Below are 19745 nucleotides of genomic sequence, written 5' to 3'. Positions count from 1 at the left end.
TTATTAACAAACCTTATGGAATTATCGCGACGACAAGATCTCCGGGTTAAAGAACCCATTTTTAATATTATAGATGATATTTTAAGAAATGCAGGCCAACGGGTGGAGCCACATACATATGGTTCATTTATAGCTTCATTACGTAATACTTTTGCTGATCAAGTGCCAGACCGAATCAAAAATATGAGCCAGGAAGAGGCTTTGCAGGAACTTAAGGTGTGGGACGATTATCGCGAATTTACTGCGGCTAAGAGACTCACATTTTCTGATAGCGTGACGTATTTACAAGTGCAATGGAGATTAGAGCAAATCCAGGGCAAGGATGAAACCGGTAAATCGCTTACTCCGGACGAAATTAATCAGCGATATGAACAAAAGCTGGAGGCGCTAAATAAGGAATTTAAGTTTATAGAGTCTACGACACCAGTTTATGAGGGACCAGAAGATGTCGGCCCTCAGCCTTATTAAAGCTGTTTAAAAATTACCCCCCACTCACTGGTGGAATGAGATGGATTTCAACGTTAGTTTCAAATTGGTGATTAGTTGATAAATATTCCATATCCATCGCGCAACGGGTGACGTTTTGCCAATCGGCAAATTTGGGGTAATGGGTGAAAAAATTAGCTAGCGCTTCCGCGGTGGAAATTCCTTGAGGGAATTGTAGTGGGATTTTATCGCCAATTTTGCGAAGTGGACCGTGCAGATGGAAGGTTAGAGTAATTTTTTCCGTTGTTTGCATGGTTATTTTCCTAAACAAAAGGTCTGGAAGAGTTGATCGAGAATTTCTTCGTTGGAGGTGACTCCGATAATTTCCGTCAAAGCAGCAAGAGCATCGCGAAGTTCAATGGAAATCAATTCGGGAGCGAGTTGTTTGTGGAGTCCTTCGACTGCGCGTTGTAAAGGGGGCAGCGCTCGCATCAGGCAATCGTGATGGCGCAGATTAATCGTGACTTCGTTTTCTGAAAGTGTGACTTCGGATTTTTGGAAAAGTTTTTCTTTTAATATGGTAAGGCCCTCTCCAGTTTTGGCCGAAATTTTGAGAAGAGATAGTTTTTGGGTCAAAACGGTAGGATGTTCTGGTAGGTCGCTTTTATTGCCAATGAGGATAACTCGCTTGGCATCATAGGCACTAGAGAGTTCTTCATTTTCTTTCGACCAGGGTTCGGAAAGGTCGATGATGTGTAAAATGATTTCAGCGCTTTCCAATGCTTGTCGACTGCGGCGGATGCCTTCTTGTTCGATTCTTTCTGTGGCTTCACGAATTCCCGCGGTGTCGATGAGATGAAAGGGAATGCCATGGATTTGAATCCATTCTTCGATGGTGTCGCGAGTGGTTCCAGGAATTTCTGTGACGATGGCTCTTTCTTTTTCCACAAGCGTATTCAAGAGGCTGGATTTGCCGGCGTTAGGCAGACCAACCAGAGCGGTGCGAATCCCTTCGCGAATTAATCTGCCTGATTGAGCGGTGGCAAGGAGTGTTTTAATGGTTTGAATTTGATGAGAAAGTTGTTGATGAAGTTGTTGATGGGTTTTGGGAGAAATATCTTCATCGGGAAAATCGATGTAAGCTTCGAGATGAGCCAGAGCGTGGATAAGGTCGTTGCGTAGAGTTTCAATTTGTTGTCGAAGTTTTCCTTCACGGGTAGCAAGTGCGGATTGGATGGCAGCATCACTGTGAGCGGAGATAAGTTCCATGACGCTTTCGGCTTGGGTTAAATCCATCCGGCCATTGCAAAAAGCGCGTTGGGTAAATTCGCCCGGGCGCGCTAAGCGAGCGCCTTGTTGTAAAAGAGCTTGGATAATGTGGTTAACGATTAGAGGGTTGCCATGACACGAAATTTCTATGACATCTTCACCTGTATAAGAGTGGGGCTGTGGAAAATAGGTTGCCAAAACTTCGTCGAGTTTTTTTTCGTGAGTTGCCAGTTGAAGCAAAGTTGCTCGTCGTGAGGTCAAGGTTTTAACCGAGGTTAGGGAAGTAAGGAAAGCAAGCGCTTGCGGGCCGCTCACTCGAATCACAGCAATGGCGCTGCGACCGGGCGGTGTGGCTAAGGCTACTATCGTGTTATGGGATTGAGTTAAATTTATCATGCCAAAGTAAAAAAAGTTGCACTCACTTTTAAGTTGTTTATAGTGTGATCGAATAAAAGATTTAACTATAATTAATAAATAAACTATGGCGGATTTAGCAAACAAATATCCTGAAAATGTTGCAGGCAAATTTTATGTCGATAATCAATGTATCGATTGCGATCTTTGTCGCGAAACGGCACCCAATAATTTTACCCGCCAGGATGATGGGGGTTATTCTTACGTTTATAAGCAACCGGAAACGCCTGACGAAGAGAAACAATGTCAGGAGGCTATGGAAGGTTGTCCGGTAGAAGCCATTGGTAATAACGGGTCTTAGTTATTGTAGGGTAACCATCTCGGTTATCGGTGTGAGCATATTTGACAAGCGAGACGCTTGTCCTACGATTTAAAATGAAATCGCGTTATCGTTTCAAAACAGTTCTATTAGAGAAGCGACCTTTAAAAGGGGTGGGTGAAGATTTGGAATGGGCTCCGGGTGATGTCGCAACAGCAGCGGACTCTATGCAAAAATTATTAACACGTTTGCATTTGGAAGAGCGGCTGCAGCAGGATAGGATTCGTAAAATTTGGCCGCGCGTTGTTGGAGAATTTAATTCGCAAAATTCTTTTCCCGAATCGCTCAAGAGAAAGGTGTTAACGGTGCGAGTCAGTAATTCTCCTTATTTGCATCAGTTGACGATGATTAAGGGTGAGTTGTTAAAAAAGGTTCAGAAAGAGTGCGGTGTAGAAACTATCAGAGAAATTCGTTTTAGTGTGTGATTATACACTGCGTTGCTGAGGTGGCCAAATGAATTTGTGCATTTGAAGTTGAAAACGCACAGGAAGATGATCGGCGAGTATCCATTCGACTAGAGTTTTTGCTTCAATTCCCCGATGACCTTGGATATGGCCAAGTTGAGAAGCGATGGGAAAGACAGCAGAAAAAAGAATAGCTTTAACGTGAGTTGCTAGTTCTTTGCTTTGAACGATTTCGCGCGCCCATTCGTAATCTTCTCGTGATCCGATGACAAATTTGATTTCGTCGTTTTGATTTAAATATCGCAAATTGCTAAAGAGGTTTTTTTGTGATTCGCCGCTACTGGGACATTTCAAGTCCATGATGCGGTGGACGCGAGGATCGAGTTTAGAAATATCGTGGGTGCCGCTGGTTTCCAAAAGGACGTTATAGCCTGTATCACAAAGAGACGTGAGAAGTTGAGGTGTTTGAGGTTGTAAGAGTGGTTCGCCACCTGTGACTTCGACTAAAGGGATGGAATATTTTTTTACTTGTTGTGAAATTTCTTTGAAGGTCATTTTTTTGCCTTCATGAAAGGCATACTCGGTATCGCAATAGTTACAACGGAGATCGCAAAAAGTGAGTCGAATAAAGATACAAGGCAATCCTGCCCAAGTACTTTCACCCTGAATGCTGGAGTAAATTTCGTTAACAGTTAAGGTTTTTGTCATTGGTAAGACTTTTAAGTAGTTTACGAGGATGTTCGCCTTCCAAAAAATAAAAAAAAGTTAGGAACTTTTCAGCTCCTAACTTTTTATTAAAAAACTTTGATATTAGAATACCAAACGAAGACCTAAACGACTTACTACGAAATCGTTTAAAGTGTCGGTCGAAACAAATCGAGAATCTCCGAAAAGACCCCATTTGTCAGTGATGCGATATTCTAAACCTGCACCACCGTGGCCGCCTGCACTCGTTTCAGGAGCAATGCCGCCAGTGATACCACCGAAAACATAAGGTGCTAAAGACCAGCTTTCGATTGGTAAACGAGCGATTAAGCTACCGGAAGCAGCAGCAGCGCCTTCGTTGCCAGCCCAACCGTAGGCGTCAATGCCTGCACCAAAGAATCGGGTGAAGAAGTAGCTTAAGCCTAAACCACCACCTGCACCGTCTGGGTAAGTGCCGCTATCATCTTGGAAAACGGCTGTTGCAAATACATCAGCATTCCATTCGTTAGCATTAAATTTATAACTCACTTTTTTGTGACGGGGTTTCACGTCCTCATAAATAATGGATTTATCCATGTCTTTAGAGTCACCAGCAAACGAAGCGCTCGAACAAACGAGGCCCGCGAATAAAACTAGCAATGTTTTTTTCATTTAGTTAGATCTCCTTCAATTTCTTTAATTTATTCCCCCCTATTTATGCAAATTTAGAAAAGTGTCAACTATTATTTTTCTTTTTTAACTTTTATTTTACTTAGTAATTTGATACATCCAAGTAGGTTAAATTTCAACTAATCTATCAATCGCTTGAGTCGAAATGTTATCATCATTGGCGCTGGAGCTGCCGGTTTGAATGCTGCGCGAGTTTTGCATCAAGCAGGGGTATCGCTGCGAATTTTAGAAGCGACTTCATTGAAAGGCGGACGAATTCGTGCTTTGGAGAGGTTTGCGGATTTTCCCATTGAATTAGGCGCTGAAGAAATTCATGGCGAAGATTCTCTGGTTTATCAATGGGCGCAGGAGGAAAAGATTCCTTTGATTCGGCCTGCCATGGCGAACGATTTGTTGCATTTGGGTGATCGGTTTTTATGGTATGATGAAGCATTGAAAGATAGTTTAGCCAAGCAAGCGTTGAGACTGCTTTATGAGCTTTATCCTTATCAAGGGTCCGATATCACGGTGGAAGATTATTTGGTGCAGAAACATTTTCCGGAAGAGGTGCGCCATTTTTTGGATTCGCGGTTGGGTGTAGAGTTTGGGACGACGCTCAATCATCTTTCTTTAGCAGGCATTTTGCAATGGGGATTGGAATGGTTAAATCGAGAGACGAATTTTACGTTGAATCAGGAGTATTTGAGCATAATGAAGCGCAAGTTCGCGCCTGTAGAACCTTTTATTCATTATAACACGCCAGTGCAGAGCATTGATTATCGGGGTGAACGGATTCGAGTTTTGACTAAAACGCAGGAGACTTTCGAAGCGGATGCGGTGATTGTGACTGTGCCTTTGACGGTTTTAAAGGAAGAGACGATAGAATTTTTGCCGGAGTTGCCCCGAGAAAAAAAAGATGCGATTCATCGGATTGGAATGAGTCCGGGTATGAAAATTATTTTTAAATTTTCCAAAGCGTTTTGGCCGGAGAGACTTTATTTTTTGCATACGGAAGGACTTTTCCCGCAGTTTTGGGTGACGAGCAAAGGAAAAGAGTCGAAAGATTATGTGCTGACAGCTTTTCTAGGAGGGGATCGCGCTGCATTATGCAACACTTTGTCGGATTATGGCGTGGCGCGAGCTTTGGAGGGTTTAGACAATATTTTTGGTGATGCCGGTAATAAAGTGGCCAGTCGATCCTTGAAAGACGTGTATATTGCGAATTGGGGGAAGGAACCTTATTTTCGCGGGCTTTATAGTTTTCCAACACCTCACACTAATGGGTTACGCGAAAAATTAGCAGAACCTTTGGATCAAAAAATTTATTTTACTGGTGAAGCTACTCATACGGGTGGAGCGGCTGGAACGGCTCACGGCGCTTTGGAAACGGGTGAGGCAGCAGCACTGGCTATTTTAAAATAGTCATGAAACGGTCGCTCGTTTTTCTTGTCATTTTAAGTTGGGTGGGCTTAGTTTTATTTTCACCTTTTTTTGCGCCCTACGCGCAGCGCGGTTGGCGGAAAACGAAAAGGGTTTTGGGGTTTACTTCAGAAGTTTCGCCGATTTTGCCTCCGCGAACGCCACTGCCTCCGACACGTCCTTTGCCCACTCGTTTTGTGCCGCGTAAACAGATTGAAACGGCGAAATGGTTTAATGGTTTGACGCTACATTCGCAGTTGGAAGTGCAGTTGGGCACGAACGCTTCGCAAGAAAGAGAGCGAGACAAGAGCTATGAACTGGAGTTGCAACTCAACGTAAAAGTGCCAACGGCTTCGCGAGATTTAACAGCCATGAATTCGCAACTAGCATCGCAATGGTCTGCTCTGGCTGCTTTAGTTTCCAATGCCACTGTGTCGCCTTTTTTCCATGGACTCTACGAAAGAAAAACCGATTGGTTGAATGCGCGTTTGATTCGGTTGGACCAGCTGCTTTCGCGACACAATTTTTACGATTGTGACACGATTTTGGAAATTCAAAATCCCGAAACGCAACGTAAACTGCTTTTTATTCAAGCAGAGATGGACGTGGTTTCGGATGGTTCCGATCCAGATCGATTAATTTCTTTACCAACAAACACGGCCAATTATCAACCTTTTACCAGTTATCGTTGGCTAAAACAGAGTACTAATATCAGTCCATTTATTGCACCTAAACAGGAAAAATTAAAACGCTACCAAACGGAATTGAGCACAACCAACACTCTGCCACAACGTCGTCAGGAGTTGTTAGGGGCGATCGATCAACTCCGACGCGAAATTTATGATCTCAATCGTTACTCTTATTTAGTCGCTTCGCTCGATCCGTTTATTGTTTTGCCGGGTTTTATGTTTCGTTATCCCGAGCAGGCTTATCGACCTAAGATTGGGGATTATGCAGTGGTTGTGTTTGAGAATCGCTTTTATCCAGCGATTGTGGGCGATATTGGGCCTTCTTACAAAATCGGGGAAGCCTCACTACGGTTAGCTAAAATGATTAACCCGCAAGCAACCTCTTATCAGCGACCTGTTAGCGATCTCAAAGTGAGTTATTTCGTATTTCCAGGTTCTGCAGAGAAAACATTTTCAGTGCCTGATTTACATAAATGGCGTGAAAAATGCGCTATTTTATTAAATGAAATGGGAGCTTTTACGGGTCATTTGGAACAATGATCTAAATTCCTAATCCCCATGCGTTAGGATTTGCTAAAGTATTTTCTACATTTTTTAAACCCGTGGAAGCGTCTTTTTCAATTTTTTCGAAAACTTGATTTAATTTATCGCCACCCTTTAGCCCTGCTTCAAGCACAGCATCTTCACTTGCAGAGACTGCATGTCGATGTTGAAACCCGGTTAAGGGATAAGCGATACCATCAAGCACTCCAAGACGGATATCGTCAACCGTAGAAGCCAGATTGAGAGCGCCATTTCCTACGGTTTTCAAGCTTTCATTAAGTGGATGTGGAGGAAGTTCAGAGGGAGAGGCAAGAGGCACGCTGGCGCTAAGGAGGATAGTATTTTGAGCCGTAAACATTTCTTCGGTTACAGTGTTGAGTTGGTGAATGGCTTCATTAGCCTGAGTCATAATACGATTTAACTCTCCTTGCGTTTCGGCAACGTTTTGGGCGGCAATAGTTAATTCTTGTGCCGCTTCTCTTATATTATTTCCACTTTTTAAAGCATCTCGATAATCATCGATTGCGTAGACAAGATTTCTCGTAGCTCGATAAGCAACATTCATTTTGCCTGTAACACGATCGATGGCATCATTTGCTTGCCGTGAAAATTCGAGCGCTTTGTTAAAGTCTGTTGCATTCATGTGCTTGCCAAAAATATCTCGGGCGTTGCGAAGTATCTCATTAGCGTCCCTGGCGGCAATTTCAATTTCTGTAAAGGCTCTGCTTCGCATAAAGGCAGAAGTAGAATCGAAAGCTTTCTGAGCTGCCCCTTGTAAGTTATCGAGGGTTGTAAGATTTTTGGGGTCAACTTGACCGAAAGCTCGCGTGGCATCTCGCAAGTTATCAACCGATGGAATAACTTCAGCAAAAGGATTTTTAGTCAGACGACTGATTGCAGTGCGAGCGGGCCCTAGAAAAAGCTTGGTAAAAACATATGCATTGGCTCGAATACGATCTGCAGCGGTAACGACACGACCGGAAGTGGCCATGGCTTTAGTCGCAGCTTTATTCGCGTCCACTATTTCTTTAAGACGTTTTATTGCATTTCCTAATCCCATGAGAATGGTAAAATTTAAAGGTTATTGATGAAAAACAGTAGGCGTTTGTTTCCAGTTGGGATCGGCAGGTTTTTTATCAAACGCTTGGTCCCAAACGTCTTGGGTTCTTTTTATAGCGCTTTTTGTTACGGATTCTTCGGGAGGTTGATTCTGATTATTCCCATTGGAAATGCCTGTGGCCTTTTGTATTTTACCTATCGGATCACGTAGTCCAAATGTATCAACTACGCCATCGATAGAAGCATCGGTTTCACGAACCGCTGCTGCGCCTAGTCTGACCAGAGGTACCACGACGGGGGCGGCCGCTTGAGAAGTTAACGCGGGCATGGCAATTTTCATGGCTTTTTTAATGGCCCCTTCTTGATTAGCTAAGCCTTGTTGACCAGCGTTTTTCACTAGACCAACTGTTAGCACGGTTCCTTGAATATCAACTATCTTCGCAACACCTCGATCAACGGAGTCGGCAATATCCATAACTGAGCTGGCGGCTTTGGCAACGTAAGGATAAGGAGGTTGAGGAATGGCTTCGACTTGTTGTTGCAGTTCTCGAGCTTTAGCTGGGTTGGGGATCAAAACAATAGCCGTGGCGCCTGTAACGCCCAGAGCTTCCGCTCGTGCTTTAATATTTCTTATACCTACGGTAGCGTTGTGGGCATTAAGAGATGCTTCACCTGCCGCTTCAGCCATTCTTCTTTGTGCCGTACGAAGACCTTCAACCAATGGAGTTGGGGCTTTGGTTGCCTGAGCTTGTAAAACAGCATCATGCAATTGTTTTGCGGCTTCCTGGACTTCCTGGGCGTTAAAACGATAATCGACTGCGGCTTCTTCGAGTTCTATAAGCGCTTTTTTGACATCTTCGATGGCTTCAGGTTTAATTTTGCCATCTATAGTATTTCTGGCGATGAGGTCTTCAACGCTTTCTAGGGCTTGATTGTAAGCTTTTGTTGCTTGTGTTAGTTCTGTGATTACATCGTGATATGGATTGGGTGGTTGAATTCCAGTGCTCGTTGCGCGGTCATTTAAAGTCTTGCTTGCTCTTTGAAAAGTTTCTGCTTCATCTTCCGCTTGTTCGGCGACTCTAGCCAGAAAAGTGTTGGAAGGATCGGCGGTGGCGGCTTGTCTAGCTTCAAAAGCGCGAAAACGGGCTCGTTTGGCAAGTTTTGAAACATGGTTTACGGCGTCAACGACTTCACCCGAGGTATGTACAATATTGGCTGCTCGTATTCCTGTAGGAGATTCGTAACGTCTTACCAAATCTCTCGCTGCTTCAAATGCTTCCCAAAAAATTCTGTTTTTCCCTGCCATAATAAAATCCTTTTTCTTAGGTTAATGGTAAATTAATACTAAACCACAGAAAACTGGCGTTGCAAGAGGGTAATGACTAATACAATCTAGAAATGAATGGCCGGGATAGAGCGCAAGCCTTCAAAAGGCTTGGGGGAGATGGGGTTTTTGGCGTAAGGAGATTGTTTTATGAGATGGATTTGAGTTTCGGTTAAGTGTTCGGAGCCAAAAATATTTTTTTCGCCTAGTTCTTGTCGGGCAAACATGAGGTTGGCACGGTTGGGGTGATGAGAATAGTCGTCTTTTATGCTATAGCCTGCAGCTTGGAGCTTGGTCGCGTCGCCATTGGCTGCGCTGAGGGCTAGGGCATGGCCTAATTCATGAGCGCCTGAACTTGCTATGAGGGGAGTGGATTTTACTAGGATGTTATAGGTGGTTGGAAGGGAAGAGGAGCCTGGTTCGGGATGAAAAAAGGTGACAGCATCTTTTTTGGAGAAGTCTTCCACAAAATTGTCACCGGAAAAAATGAGGTTGATATGATCGGAGGTGGTATGACCTTTTTCGCGTAGGTATTCTTCTATTTTTCTAGCTTTTTCTTCGTTGAGTCCATCCTTGGCGGAGAGACCAGGGGGAAAGTCCATGTATTGGATCGGTTCCAGGATTTTAATTTGCATGCCAGCGGAGGCGTAGGATTCTTGCATGCGAGCGATTTGTTGTGCGATTTGTTCTGGGGTTGCTAGGGGTTGGCCATTTTCATCTTTCAGAACGGTGAGTTTTAATTCCACGACTTGTTCTACTGGGATCGAAGCTGAGGTGGTGTGAGTTTCGCCAGAAGGATCAGTGTAGGAGATTTTTACTTTTTCGTTTAAAGCGGCGTGGAATGTTTGGTCAGTTTCGGAGTTGTCTGGGCCGTTGACGGGATATTGATCAAATTCTTTGCAGGAAACTAGAAGTAGATCTTTGGATTGGAAGACGCCGGGTGTGATTTCAAATAATGCTATGGTGGCAGATTCTTTGCCCGTTTTGAGTGTAACGTGAATGGTTCCTTGACCGGCTAAGGTAATGTCCTGGTATTGAACATGGAATTTATTTTGGGATTGGGCAGGAGATAGTTTACCTTCGGAAAAGATTCTATCACCTCGATAGGTATAAGGTTGGGCATAGTTTGCTGGCATTTCTTGATAGAAATCGGAATTTTGAGTGATTTCTTTGGCAATGGCCTGATCGCTCATGCCGCGGGTGCGAAGTTGCGCAATTTTGGTTTCGATTTGGTCGCGGGGTTTTAATAGATAATTTTTTTCATGGAACCGTTTTCCAATTTGTTCAGGTAAGGTGACGATAGAATATAAATTATCAATGGCTAAAGTGTGTGTGGTTCTGCCTTGAGTGTCTAGTATTTGAAGTTTTTTTTGAGAGGGATCGTTTTTTTGGATTTTGCCCATAATATGTAATTGTAATAATAAATATTTTGTCGTTCGTATAGAAAATTATTTGCGAACAAGGGGAAACTAATTAGATGAGCTTAAGTTGACGTAATACAACTTTGGCTTAGAAATAATTATAGATCATTCAGATGAATTTTTTTGCGCATTATCGTTTCAAAAGGAAGTCACTCATTTTTTGGGTGAGTCTTATTGTAGCGCTCATTTTAGCACGCGCTTTTATGCCCATGGCAGTGACCTCGTATGTCAATCATGTGTTGCAACGGATTCCTAATTATCAGGGGAATATTAAAGAGGTGGATATCCATTTGTGGCGTGGCGCTTATCAGATTCATGATTTGAGATTGAATAAAAAGTCGGGTGAAGTTTTTGTGCCTTTTTTTAGTTGTCCCACTTTGGATCTCTCGGTGCAATGGAAGGCTTTGTTTGATGGGGCTTTGGTAGGTGAGCTGGTCTTTGACCAACCGGAACTCAATTTTGTGGATGGTCCGACACCGGGAGAAAGACAATTAGAAATTAATGGTTCTTGGCAGGATCGGCTCAGAGAGCTTTTTCCTTTGCAAATCAATCGGTTCGAAATTCGTAATGGCACCATCACATTTCGTAATCCCGATTCTAAGCCGCCAGTGGACTTGCGCATGGAGTCGGTAAATGTATTAGGAAAAAATCTAACTAATAGTGAGGAGTTGAATCGAAAGCTGCAGGCAACGGTGCATGCCACGGGACGAGTTTTGAAGGAAGGATTTTTTAAGATGGATTTAGCGTTGAATTTGTTAGAAAAGCAGCCGACTTTTGATCTCGACGCTGAAGTGCGCCAAGTTCCTGTTACGGAATTGAATAATTTTTTATTGGCTTATGGAAATGTGGATGCGGAGTCGGGTCAATTTGATCTTTTTACTGAAGCGGTGGCTGAGAAGGGAGAAATTAAGGGTTATATCAAACCTTTTTTTCGAAATTTTACTATTTTTAGGCCTGAAGAAAATTTTGAAAATCCGTTGCAAGCGATTTGGGAATCGATTGTTGGATTAACAACTGCTCTTTTTCAAAATCAGCCTAAGGAACAGCTTGCGACTCGCATTCCGTTTGAGGGTAGGATCAAAGATCCCAATGTTAATTTTTTTGAGCTGATTGGAAATATTTTGCGCAATGCGTTTATTCGAGCCTTGGCGTTAAAAATTGATGAATCTGTTTCTATAAAAGATTGGGAAAAATCTAAAGATTTGCCATCTGATTTATTTCGAAGAAAAGAAAGATAGATTTTGTTTTAAGGTCCTGGAACAAAAGCGGTACCATTTTGGTGTTCAATAACCTGGCTTGGTATTATAGGGGGATTTTGCAAACGAGTGGATTGAAGAACAGTTTCAATTTGAGCGTCACTCATGTGACGTCTGCCAAATAATGTCTCAGTTTCAGCACTCTTGTTTTGTTGATACATGATGTTGGAAGGATTGGTCAAGTAATGACCGGCTCTATCGTAATAACCGCTTTCTTTAATTTCAGGTGCGCTGAAGATAAGACAATGAAGAACTTCATGACCCGCGGTTTCAGGAGGTTCCGCTTCCGATTTTAGAAAAACGCTATTAGCGGCATACTTTAGATTAGGGGGAAGCATTCTTTCTGTAATGCTGTGGCCATTAGCTTTTTTAACTTCACCCTTATTATTGATACCTTCTATATTGTTACCTGCAAATATAAGTCTAACCCCAGGATTATCGGGATAGTTATCCGCAATGGCTTTAGTTATTAATAAATCCTCAGCAATTTTACTGCCTGGACTTGCTGTTTGCACGCCATCTTTTAACGAAACGCCTTGAGGCAAATCAATGTAAACAGGTTTCTGTGCAATCACTTTGATTCCGGCGGGAGCGAGTGATTCTTGCAAGAGTTCAATTTGGCGATTGACCTGTTCTTGGGTCGCCATAGGGTTGCCATCTTCGTTTTTTAAAATATAGATGGGAACTTCGAGTGTTTTATTAACAGGAACGGAAGCCGAGAATCGTGAGAATTCTCCTGAAACTTTATCTTCGTAGGAAACAGAAATTTCACTTCCCAATTCTGCAAGAAAAGTTTGGTCTTGGGGAGAGTTGTCCTTGCCTCCGGTATTATGTTTATCAAATTCAGGACTAGCAACTAATAAAAGAGGCGCGGATTGAAAAAGTCCTCGAAATTCGGGATGTTCATATAAAGTGATTTTAACAGATTCTTTATAACGACTTTTAGGATTATTAGGATTATTAATTTCAAGATTAACTTCAATTTTACCTTTGCCCGCCAGAGCTGGATTATCGTAGGAAATATGAAATTTATCTTTGGAATTTCCGGGGATGAGTGTTTCACGCGTGCCGATAATGCCCCTGTCGTTAATGTGATAGTTTTCAGGATAATCCTTAGGGATTTCTCCTAGTAAGGGCGGGTCTTCGTAAACCTTGGCAGCAGCATCTCCTATGGATACGTGTGTTCTTTTTGCTAAGGCAGTTGCTCTTTTCGTTGCTTCAGGTATGTCGTAGAGGTAATTTTTGTCGTCGATTCTTTTTCCTATGGTTCGAGCTTTGGTTAAACCGTCTTCCATTAAATTAGCGATAACTAAAGAATCGGTGGGGGTTACAAGATCGCCACGAACAATTTGTAGTTTGGGTTTTTGTACAAGAAGTGTGTCTAAACGCCCTGAAACTTCTTTTTGTGCCACTTTACTTATAGCCATAATCTTAAAAAAATACTGAGTAAAATAAAAAAGTCAAATGAGTGGCTCAATAAGAGTCGCCTAAAGGGATTTTTTTTGTTAGGTTTGTGTTTCAAGTAATCTATGAAGAAAAAAGAGGCGCATTTCAGCGCGGTTTTAGGAAGAAATCGGGTAGTAATTGAACGGGTGAAACCAGAGATTGACGATGGGCTTTATCCCATCAAACGTGCGCCGGAAGAAAAGGTGGTGGTAGAGGTCGATTTATTGCACGAAGGGCATGACGAAATTCGGGGACGGTTGCTTTATAAAAAAGCAGGTGCTAAACAATGGAGTTTTGCGCCTTTAAAGCCTTTAGGTAATGATCGGTGGCAAGGGGAATTTTTTGTGGGAGGACCGGGTCAATATTTTTATACGATTCAAGGATGGGTGGATGCTTTTTTAACATGGCGACGTGATTTGCAGAAGCGCGTGGCAGCCAATCAAGTTGCGAAAATTGATTTGCGCATAGGTGCCGATTTAGTGGGGCAAGCAGCACAACATGCGGGAGCGAAAAAGGGTGGGGATTTGAAACGATGGGCAGTTTTGTTAGCAGATCATGATGTGGAGCCTGAGGAAAAGTTAGAGTTGGCATTTTCTAAAAAATTAGCCGAAGCAATGGATAAGTTGGGTGAAAAACAGTTTGTCACAAGTTACGAAAAACAGTTGGAAGTGCGTGTGGAACGAGAACGCGCCAATTTTAGCGCTTGGTATGAATTTTTTCCTCGCTCTTGTAGTCAAGCACCTGGAAAACATGGCACGTTTAAGGATTGTGAAGCTCACTTGGCTTATGTTGCGGAGATGGGGTTTGATATAGTTTATTTGCCTCCCATTCATCCGATTGGAAATAAATTTCGTAAAGGGAAAAATAATTCACTTCAAGCAGAGCCGGATGATGTGGGATGTCCGTGGGCGATCGGAAGTAATGAAGGAGGACATGATGCGATCCATCCGCAGCTTGGAACATTGATGGATTTTAAACGGTTTTTGCGGTCGGCCAAACAGCGGGGTATAGAAGTGGCTTTGGATCTGGCGTTTCAATGTTCGCCGGATCATCCTTATGTGAAGGAACATCCTGAATGGTTCAAGAAACGGCCGGATGGTACGATTCAATATGCGGAAAATCCGCCAAAGAAATATCAGGATATTTATCCTTTTAACTTCGAAACGGAAGCGTGGGAATCGTTATGGCAAGAGTTGCGACGGGTGGTTTTTTATTGGATTAAACAAGGTGTAACGGTTTTTCGAGTGGATAATCCTCATACCAAACCATTTCGTTTTTGGGAGTGGCTCCTTGCTGAAGTGAGGAAAGCGCATCCAGAAATTATTTTTCTCTCGGAGGCTTTCACGCGACCGAAAATTATGTATCGCTTGGCAAAAATCGGTTTCACCCAATCCTATACTTATTTTAGCTGGCGTAATACGCGTGAGGAGTTAACAACTTATTTAGAGGAGTTAACCCGGACGGAAGTGGTGAATTATTTTCGTCCAAATTTTTGGCCCAACACGCCCGACATTTTGACGGAGCCTTTTCAGCGACACGGTCGGCCGATGTTTGTATCACGCTTTATTTTAGCAGCTACCTTATCTGCTAATTATGGAATCTATGGTCCGGCTTATGAACTTGGCGAAAATTTGCCGCGTGAGCCGCACAGTGAAGAATATTTGGATTCGGAAAAGTATCAGATTCGCCATTGGAATTTGAAACGCTCGGACAGTTTGAAGCCACTTATTTCACGAGTAAACTGGATTCGAAAAGAAAATTCAGCTTTTCATTCGAATCGGAGTTTGCAGTTCCATTTTATCGATAATCCGCAGTTGATTGCTTATAGCAAGCGCGCTGAAAAAACGAATAATACGATGGTGACGATAGTTAATTTAGACCCTCATCATACGCAAGGTGGGTGGGTGGAGTTGCCCTTGGAATCGTGGGGCATATCTCATGATGCCCATTTTCAGGTTAAGGATTGGTTAACAGACAAAATTTATTATTGGCGTGGGATTCGTAATTTTGTGCAACTGAACCCAGAAACCTTGTCCGCGCATATTTTTCAGATTTTGAGATAATTTGAGACAGCACTAAATTTTTGTTGTATTTAAGGCCGAATTTGTCCATTTTGTCCATATGAAGATAAAAATTAGTTTTTTATTCGTTTTATCGTTATTCTTTCATTTCACTATTCAATCAGCAACATTAACTGTGTTGAATAATGCTGATGCTGGTGTGGGCAGTTTGCGTGATACTATCGCAGCGGCAGCTTCTGGTGATATTATTGTTTTTACTAACACTCTTAATGGTCAAACCATTACTTTAACTTCTGGCCAGATTTTAATCACCAACCTTACCATAAACGGATTGGGTGCTACCAATTTAACGATTAATGGAAATATGAATGGTCGAATTTTTGATCTTAATGGCACGAATGTTATTTCTAATGTTAAATTAGCTAACGGTTCAGTAGTGGGTTCAGGAGGGGCTATTCAGAATGCAAGCGGTATCCTAACAGTTTCCAACGTTATTTTTGAAGGCAACACCGCGACTCTTTTTGGCGGTGGTATAGCGAATTTGGCTGGGGGGATTTTAGGGGTGATGGGGTGTACTTTTGTGAGTAATACATGTGCGGCTGCAGGAGGGGCAGCCATTGATAATGACACTGCACGACTAACGATAGAAAACTCGACCTTGACTAAAAATACTGCAGGACCCAATGGAGCCGGTGGTATTTTTCAATTTGGTGGTGGGGCTGTTATGAGCCTGCAATCGTCAACGCTTTCTTCTAATTTAGCGGGTAACGGAGGCGCTGGTGCTATTTTGAATTCGCCTGGAACTGGCATGGATATTGGTCATACGATTGTTATTGACAATAACACAGCAGATTCGGTTACTCCCAACATCAATCACCCGGCCATCAATAGCTTGGGATTTAACCTTATTGGTATTACTAATGGTGCCGCTGGTTTTGTAGGAAATGATCTCATTAATGTTGCTGATGCATTGCTTGGTCCTCTTACGGATAATGGAGGTCCAACACCAACTTTGCTGCCTGGTTTAGGCAGTCCTGCGATTGATGCGGGAACTAATGTTGCGCTATTTACGACGGATCAACGCGAATTTCCAAGATTATCAGGAACTGCAATGGACATTGGTGCTGTTGAAACGGATTATGCTGCAGTTGCTTTAGCCGGAACAACTCCTCAAAGCGCACAAACCAACACGGCTTATGCTAATAATCTGGCTGTCCGAGTTACCGAAGCCGGCAGAAATCTTAGTGGTATTGATGTCGCTTTTTCTGCGCCTAATAGTGGTCCTAGCGGCAGTTTTCCAGGTGGCTTGCTTAATATTAATGCTTTAACCGATGCGGGTGGGGTTGCTGATCCAGGTATTTTTACCGCTAACGGAATTGTAGGAGCTTTTTCTGCGACTGCAGTTGTTAGTAATCTACCAACAGTACTTTTCTCATTAACCAACACAGAGTTTGCGGTGATTCCACCGGCCTCGGGTCCTTATAATTCAGGTGATTTTGCAAATGATGGATCAACTGATGTTTTAGCTTTTCGTAAAAAAACGCTGACTTTACTCAATATTGTTAGTAATCAACTTGCGAATCAAATAACTCTGGATGTTCCTGGCAAAGGAAAAGTAGCGGCTGCTAATCGAGTAGGGAATGCTAACTTCGTTGCTTTCAAAGCGGGTAAGAAAATCACAGTGAGTGCCTATGGTGCTTCATCCAATATTGTAAAAATTAGCGATGTTGTGGCTGGAACAACGCTACCCAAAACTGCGGGTAAAGTTAGAGCCAGTGGCGATTTCAATCATGATAACGCAGTGGATCTGATTACCTCAAAAAAGAAGAAAGTTTTTGTATTAACCGGTCCCACTTTCGCAAATCCCACCGAGATTCCTATTCCTCTCACTGGCAATAAACTTCCTGGTAAGGTTGTGGGGGCGTTTACCACGACCGGAAGTAATTGGGTGTTGGTCTTGCAAAAAGGCAAAGGCGTGCCTGCGGCATTTGAGGTAGCCATTTCGACGAATGGCGTGACTGTGACTAATGCTGTTGCTGTTTCGGCTTCCGGTAAAATTCGTGGTATGAGTGGTGCTACGCCTATTACTAAAGGTAAAAAGTCGATTATTGTCGGCAGTCTTACGATTGATACAAAAGCGAATAAAGTTGGCAAGCCCGTGGGGCCTAAATAAAAGCTGCACTGATAATCAGGTAGTTTAAAAACCATTCATTGCTTGAGTGGAATGGATTTTTAAAAAGAAATTGCATTTGAATGAAGTATTAGCAAACTTCTATCCATGAATAGGAAAATTTTTTGGACGGTATGCGTTACAATGGTTTTGAGTTTTCATTTGCAATCGGCTACTTTCACGGTTCTCAATAATGCTGATAGTGGAGTGGGAAGTTTGCGCGCAACAGTTGCAGCGGCAGCTTCGGGCGATGATATTATTTTTACCAACACGCTGAATGGCCAGACGATAACCTTAACCAGTGGACAGATTGTCATTGATAAGACGCTAACCATTAATGGTCTGGGAGCTAACAACTTGACTATTAATGGAAATACGAATGGGCGAATCTTTAGTATTGCTTTTGACACTACTAACGTGATTTCCAATTTAAGATTGACGCAAGGCTTGGCCCTATCAGCTTCTGGAGGAGCGATTCGGCATTTGAATGGAGTATTAACCGTTTCTAATGTTATATTTACCGCTAATTTTGCAGAGCAATTCGGTGGTGGTATTGCCAATTTATTAAACGGAACTCTGAACGTAATCGGCTGTACCTTTGTTAACAATGCAGCTCAAGGTAATGGTGGAGGTGCCATTCATAACGATAATGCCCGTGTCTTTGTTAGTAACTCTACTTTTACTCAAAATGCAGGAGATGCTGGTGGCGGCGGTGGTGGCGCAGGTTGTATTTTTAATTTGGGCACAGGTGGAATACAAATAGAATCCAGTACTCTGGTTTCTAATTTGGCCGGTATGGGAGGCGCTGGCGGTATTTTAAAATCAGGTGGTGGGGCTGTAAATATTGGCCACACTATTGTTATTAATAATGCAACTGATGATATGTTGACTCCCGATATTAGTGATGCTGCAATTAATAGTTTAGGTTTTAATCTGATTGGTGTTACGAATGGTGCAGTTGGATTTGTTGCGAATGACCTCATTAATGTGACGAATGCTTTTCTGAGGCCTCTGGCTAATAATGGAGGACCAACACCTACTTTGTTGCCTGATTTAGGGAGTCCCGCGATTGATGCAGGAACCAATGCAGCTTTGTTTCCGAGTGATCAGCGCGGGTTTTCTCGATTTGTTGGTGGCAACATGGATATAGGTGCGGTTGAAACCGATTATGCCGTTGTGGCCCTAGCCGGCACCACACCGCAAAGTGCGAAAACTAACACAGCTTATTTCAATAATCTTGCAGTTCGAGTTACCGAAACGGGAAGAAACATTAGTGGAGTTAATGTCGCTTTTTCTGCTCCAAATGGTGGAGCAAGTGGCATGTTTCCAGGAGGGCTATTAAATATCAATGTGGCTACGGATCCCAATGGTGTGGCAGATTCGGGCGTTTTTACTGCTAACGATATTTTGGGTACTTTTTCTGTGACAGCTGTTGTCAGCAATCTGGTGCCCGTGCTTTTCTCGTTGACCAACACAGAATTTGCGGTGATTCCACCAGCTCCTGATTTTTATAATTCAGGCGATTTTGCTAATGATGGAACGACCGACGTTTTGGTGTTCCGCAAGAAGACGTTGACTCTCATCAATGTGGTAAGCAATGCAATCACTAATCAGGTTACGTTGGATATTCCGGCAAAAGGTAAAGTGCTTGCTGCCAATCGTGTAGGTAGCGCTAATTATGTTGCTTTTAAAACGGGAGGTAAGAAAACTACTGTGAGAGCTTATACTGTAGCAGTTAATGCGACGAAGATTTCTGATCTGGTTGTAGATGCCGTTTTACCTAAAACAGCTGGTAAAGTGAGAGCTAGTGGTGATTTTAATCAGGACAATTTAGTGGATTTGATTAGCTCTAAAAAGAAAAAAGTTTTTGTTTTGACGGGGCCAACGTTTGTGAACCCAATCGAAATTCCTATCCCTCTCACGGGTAATAAACTTCCTGGTAAAATAGTGGGCGCTTTTACAACTAATGGTGTTGATTGGACGCTGGTTTTTCAGAAAGGTAAAAGCATCCCAACTTCTTTTCAGGTAGCTCTTACCACCAACGGGGTCGTAGTTGGCTCAGGACCCACCGTAACTGCTTTGAACAAAGTTTTAGGGATGAGCGGGGTTAGACCGATTACAAAAACTAAAAAGGAAATTCTTATCGGTTCATTTTCTATCAACACAAAAACCAATAAAGTTGGTAAGCCAGTTGGTCCGAAGTGAGTAAAAA

The 19745-nt window shown here is 42.7% G+C and carries 17 protein-coding genes; 9 read left to right on the top strand and 8 right to left on the bottom strand.

The genetic code is table 11. The features are described from left to right. The first annotated feature begins 15 nt into the window (after positions 1-15). Positions 16-468 carry a hypothetical protein gene (locus K1X66_01000; protein MBX7156952.1) on the top strand — a complete coding sequence of 151 codons (453 nt, stop codon included), beginning with the start codon at positions 16-18 and terminating at the stop codon, positions 466-468. Between the two features lie 13 nt (positions 469-481). On the opposite strand, the gene K1X66_00995 is transcribed toward K1X66_01000, so the two are convergent. Continuing rightward, positions 482-739, bottom strand: a complete 258-nt coding sequence (locus tag K1X66_00995; GenBank protein ID MBX7156951.1) for a MoaD/ThiS family protein — start codon at positions 737-739, stop codon at positions 482-484. Positions 740-741: 2 nt separating this feature from the next. Then, the gene (mnmE, locus tag K1X66_00990) at positions 742-2091 is read right to left on the bottom strand and encodes a tRNA uridine-5-carboxymethylaminomethyl(34) synthesis GTPase MnmE (protein ID MBX7156950.1); all 1350 of its coding nucleotides are present in this window, start codon (positions 2089-2091) and stop codon (positions 742-744) included. A gap of 85 nt (positions 2092-2176) precedes the next feature. On the opposite strand from mnmE, the gene K1X66_00985 reads away from it, so the two are divergent. Next, positions 2177-2410: a ferredoxin gene (locus K1X66_00985; protein MBX7156949.1), complete on the top strand. Its 234-nt coding sequence runs from the start codon at positions 2177-2179 to the stop codon at positions 2408-2410. Between the two features lie 74 nt (positions 2411-2484). Next, on the top strand, positions 2485-2853 hold the full coding sequence (locus K1X66_00980) for a DUF721 domain-containing protein (GenBank protein ID MBX7156948.1): 369 nt from the start codon (positions 2485-2487) through the stop codon (positions 2851-2853). On the opposite strand, the gene K1X66_00975 is transcribed toward K1X66_00980, so the two are convergent. Both K1X66_00975 and K1X66_00970 read right to left on the bottom strand, forming a co-directional pair. Beyond that, positions 2854-3540, bottom strand: coding sequence for a 7-carboxy-7-deazaguanine synthase QueE (locus K1X66_00975; GenBank protein ID MBX7156947.1), 687 nt, complete (start codon positions 3538-3540; stop codon positions 2854-2856). Between the two features lie 102 nt (positions 3541-3642). Then, a complete protein-coding gene (locus K1X66_00970) occupies positions 3643-4188 on the bottom strand; it encodes a hypothetical protein (GenBank protein MBX7156946.1) in 546 nt (181 codons plus the stop codon). Between the two features lie 153 nt (positions 4189-4341). Between K1X66_00970 and K1X66_00965 the strand changes: the two genes are divergently transcribed. Both K1X66_00965 and K1X66_00960 read left to right on the top strand, forming a co-directional pair. Next, positions 4342-5607 (top strand): FAD-dependent oxidoreductase, encoded by a 1266-nt coding sequence (locus K1X66_00965; protein ID MBX7156945.1) that lies wholly within the window; start codon positions 4342-4344, stop codon positions 5605-5607. Between the two features lie 2 nt (positions 5608-5609). Continuing rightward, positions 5610-6833 carry a glycoside hydrolase family 75 protein gene (locus tag K1X66_00960; GenBank protein MBX7156944.1) on the top strand — a complete coding sequence of 408 codons (1224 nt, stop codon included), beginning with the start codon at positions 5610-5612 and terminating at the stop codon, positions 6831-6833. Between the two features lies 1 nt (position 6834). Here K1X66_00960 and K1X66_00955 read toward each other — a convergent pair whose 3' ends face one another. From K1X66_00955 to K1X66_00945, 3 genes are all read right to left on the bottom strand, one after another. Next, a complete protein-coding gene (locus K1X66_00955; GenBank protein MBX7156943.1) occupies positions 6835-7896 on the bottom strand; it encodes a hypothetical protein in 1062 nt (353 codons plus the stop codon). 21 nt (positions 7897-7917) lie between these two features. Further along, positions 7918-9201: a hypothetical protein gene (locus tag K1X66_00950; GenBank protein ID MBX7156942.1), complete on the bottom strand. Its 1284-nt coding sequence runs from the start codon at positions 9199-9201 to the stop codon at positions 7918-7920. Positions 9202-9287: 86 nt separating this feature from the next. Further along, positions 9288-10622 carry a hypothetical protein gene (locus K1X66_00945; GenBank protein ID MBX7156941.1) on the bottom strand — a complete coding sequence of 445 codons (1335 nt, stop codon included), beginning with the start codon at positions 10620-10622 and terminating at the stop codon, positions 9288-9290. A gap of 131 nt (positions 10623-10753) precedes the next feature. Here K1X66_00945 and K1X66_00940 point away from each other — a divergent pair, with 131 nt between their 5' ends. Next, on the top strand, positions 10754-11878 hold the full coding sequence (locus K1X66_00940; protein MBX7156940.1) for a DUF748 domain-containing protein: 1125 nt from the start codon (positions 10754-10756) through the stop codon (positions 11876-11878). A gap of 8 nt (positions 11879-11886) precedes the next feature. On the opposite strand, the gene K1X66_00935 is transcribed toward K1X66_00940, so the two are convergent. Next, positions 11887-13323 carry a hypothetical protein gene (locus K1X66_00935; protein MBX7156939.1) on the bottom strand — a complete coding sequence of 479 codons (1437 nt, stop codon included), beginning with the start codon at positions 13321-13323 and terminating at the stop codon, positions 11887-11889. 102 nt (positions 13324-13425) lie between these two features. Here K1X66_00935 and K1X66_00930 point away from each other — a divergent pair, with 102 nt between their 5' ends. The 3 genes from K1X66_00930 (at position 13426) to K1X66_00920 (ending at position 19738) form a co-directional block, all read left to right on the top strand. Further along, entirely contained in the window at positions 13426-15405 is a 1980-nt protein-coding gene (locus K1X66_00930) for an alpha-1,4-glucan--maltose-1-phosphate maltosyltransferase (protein ID MBX7156938.1), read from the top strand. A 133-nt stretch (positions 15406-15538) separates the two neighbouring features. Beyond that, the gene (locus tag K1X66_00925; GenBank protein MBX7156937.1) at positions 15539-17536 is read left to right on the top strand and encodes a hypothetical protein; all 1998 of its coding nucleotides are present in this window, start codon (positions 15539-15541) and stop codon (positions 17534-17536) included. 105 nt (positions 17537-17641) lie between these two features. After that, complete coding sequence (locus K1X66_00920) at positions 17642-19738, top strand: hypothetical protein (protein MBX7156936.1); 2097 nt, start codon at positions 17642-17644, stop codon at positions 19736-19738. Positions 19739-19745 lie beyond the last annotated feature (7 nt).

It is taken from the genome of Verrucomicrobiia bacterium, from assembly GCA_019694135.1.
In the GTDB taxonomy this organism is placed as follows: domain Bacteria; phylum Verrucomicrobiota; class Verrucomicrobiia; order JADLBR01; family JAIBCM01; genus JAIBCM01.
Note: the sequence above shows the minus strand (reverse complement) of the source record. Positions and strands in the feature narration are given on the sequence as shown.

Bases quoted from the DNA above. Each gene is read 5' to 3' on its own strand.
- K1X66_00945 (MBX7156941.1), bottom strand. From the start codon at position 10,622: ATGGGCAAAATCCAAAAAAACGATCCCTCTCAAAAAAAACTTCAAATA.
- K1X66_00975 (MBX7156947.1), bottom strand. From the start codon at position 3,540: ATGACAAAAACCTTAACTGTTAACGAAATTTACTCCAGCATTCAGGGT.
- K1X66_00940 (MBX7156940.1), top strand. From the start codon at position 10,754: ATGAATTTTTTTGCGCATTATCGTTTCAAAAGGAAGTCACTCATTTTT.
- K1X66_00985 (MBX7156949.1), top strand. From the start codon at position 2,177: ATGGCGGATTTAGCAAACAAATATCCTGAAAATGTTGCAGGCAAATTT.
- mnmE (MBX7156950.1), bottom strand. From the start codon at position 2,091: ATGATAAATTTAACTCAATCCCATAACACGATAGTAGCCTTAGCCACA.
- K1X66_00920 (MBX7156936.1), top strand. From the start codon at position 17,642: ATGAATAGGAAAATTTTTTGGACGGTATGCGTTACAATGGTTTTGAGT.
- K1X66_00930 (MBX7156938.1), top strand. From the start codon at position 13,426: ATGAAGAAAAAAGAGGCGCATTTCAGCGCGGTTTTAGGAAGAAATCGG.
- K1X66_00960 (MBX7156944.1), top strand. From the start codon at position 5,610: ATGAAACGGTCGCTCGTTTTTCTTGTCATTTTAAGTTGGGTGGGCTTA.
- K1X66_00935 (MBX7156939.1), bottom strand. From the start codon at position 13,323: ATGGCTATAAGTAAAGTGGCACAAAAAGAAGTTTCAGGGCGTTTAGAC.
- K1X66_00950 (MBX7156942.1), bottom strand. From the start codon at position 9,201: ATGGCAGGGAAAAACAGAATTTTTTGGGAAGCATTTGAAGCAGCGAGA.
- K1X66_01000 (MBX7156952.1), top strand. From the start codon at position 16: ATGGAATTATCGCGACGACAAGATCTCCGGGTTAAAGAACCCATTTTT.
- K1X66_00970 (MBX7156946.1), bottom strand. From the start codon at position 4,188: ATGAAAAAAACATTGCTAGTTTTATTCGCGGGCCTCGTTTGTTCGAGC.
- K1X66_00955 (MBX7156943.1), bottom strand. From the start codon at position 7,896: ATGGGATTAGGAAATGCAATAAAACGTCTTAAAGAAATAGTGGACGCG.
- K1X66_00995 (MBX7156951.1), bottom strand. From the start codon at position 739: ATGCAAACAACGGAAAAAATTACTCTAACCTTCCATCTGCACGGTCCA.
- K1X66_00980 (MBX7156948.1), top strand. From the start codon at position 2,485: ATGAAATCGCGTTATCGTTTCAAAACAGTTCTATTAGAGAAGCGACCT.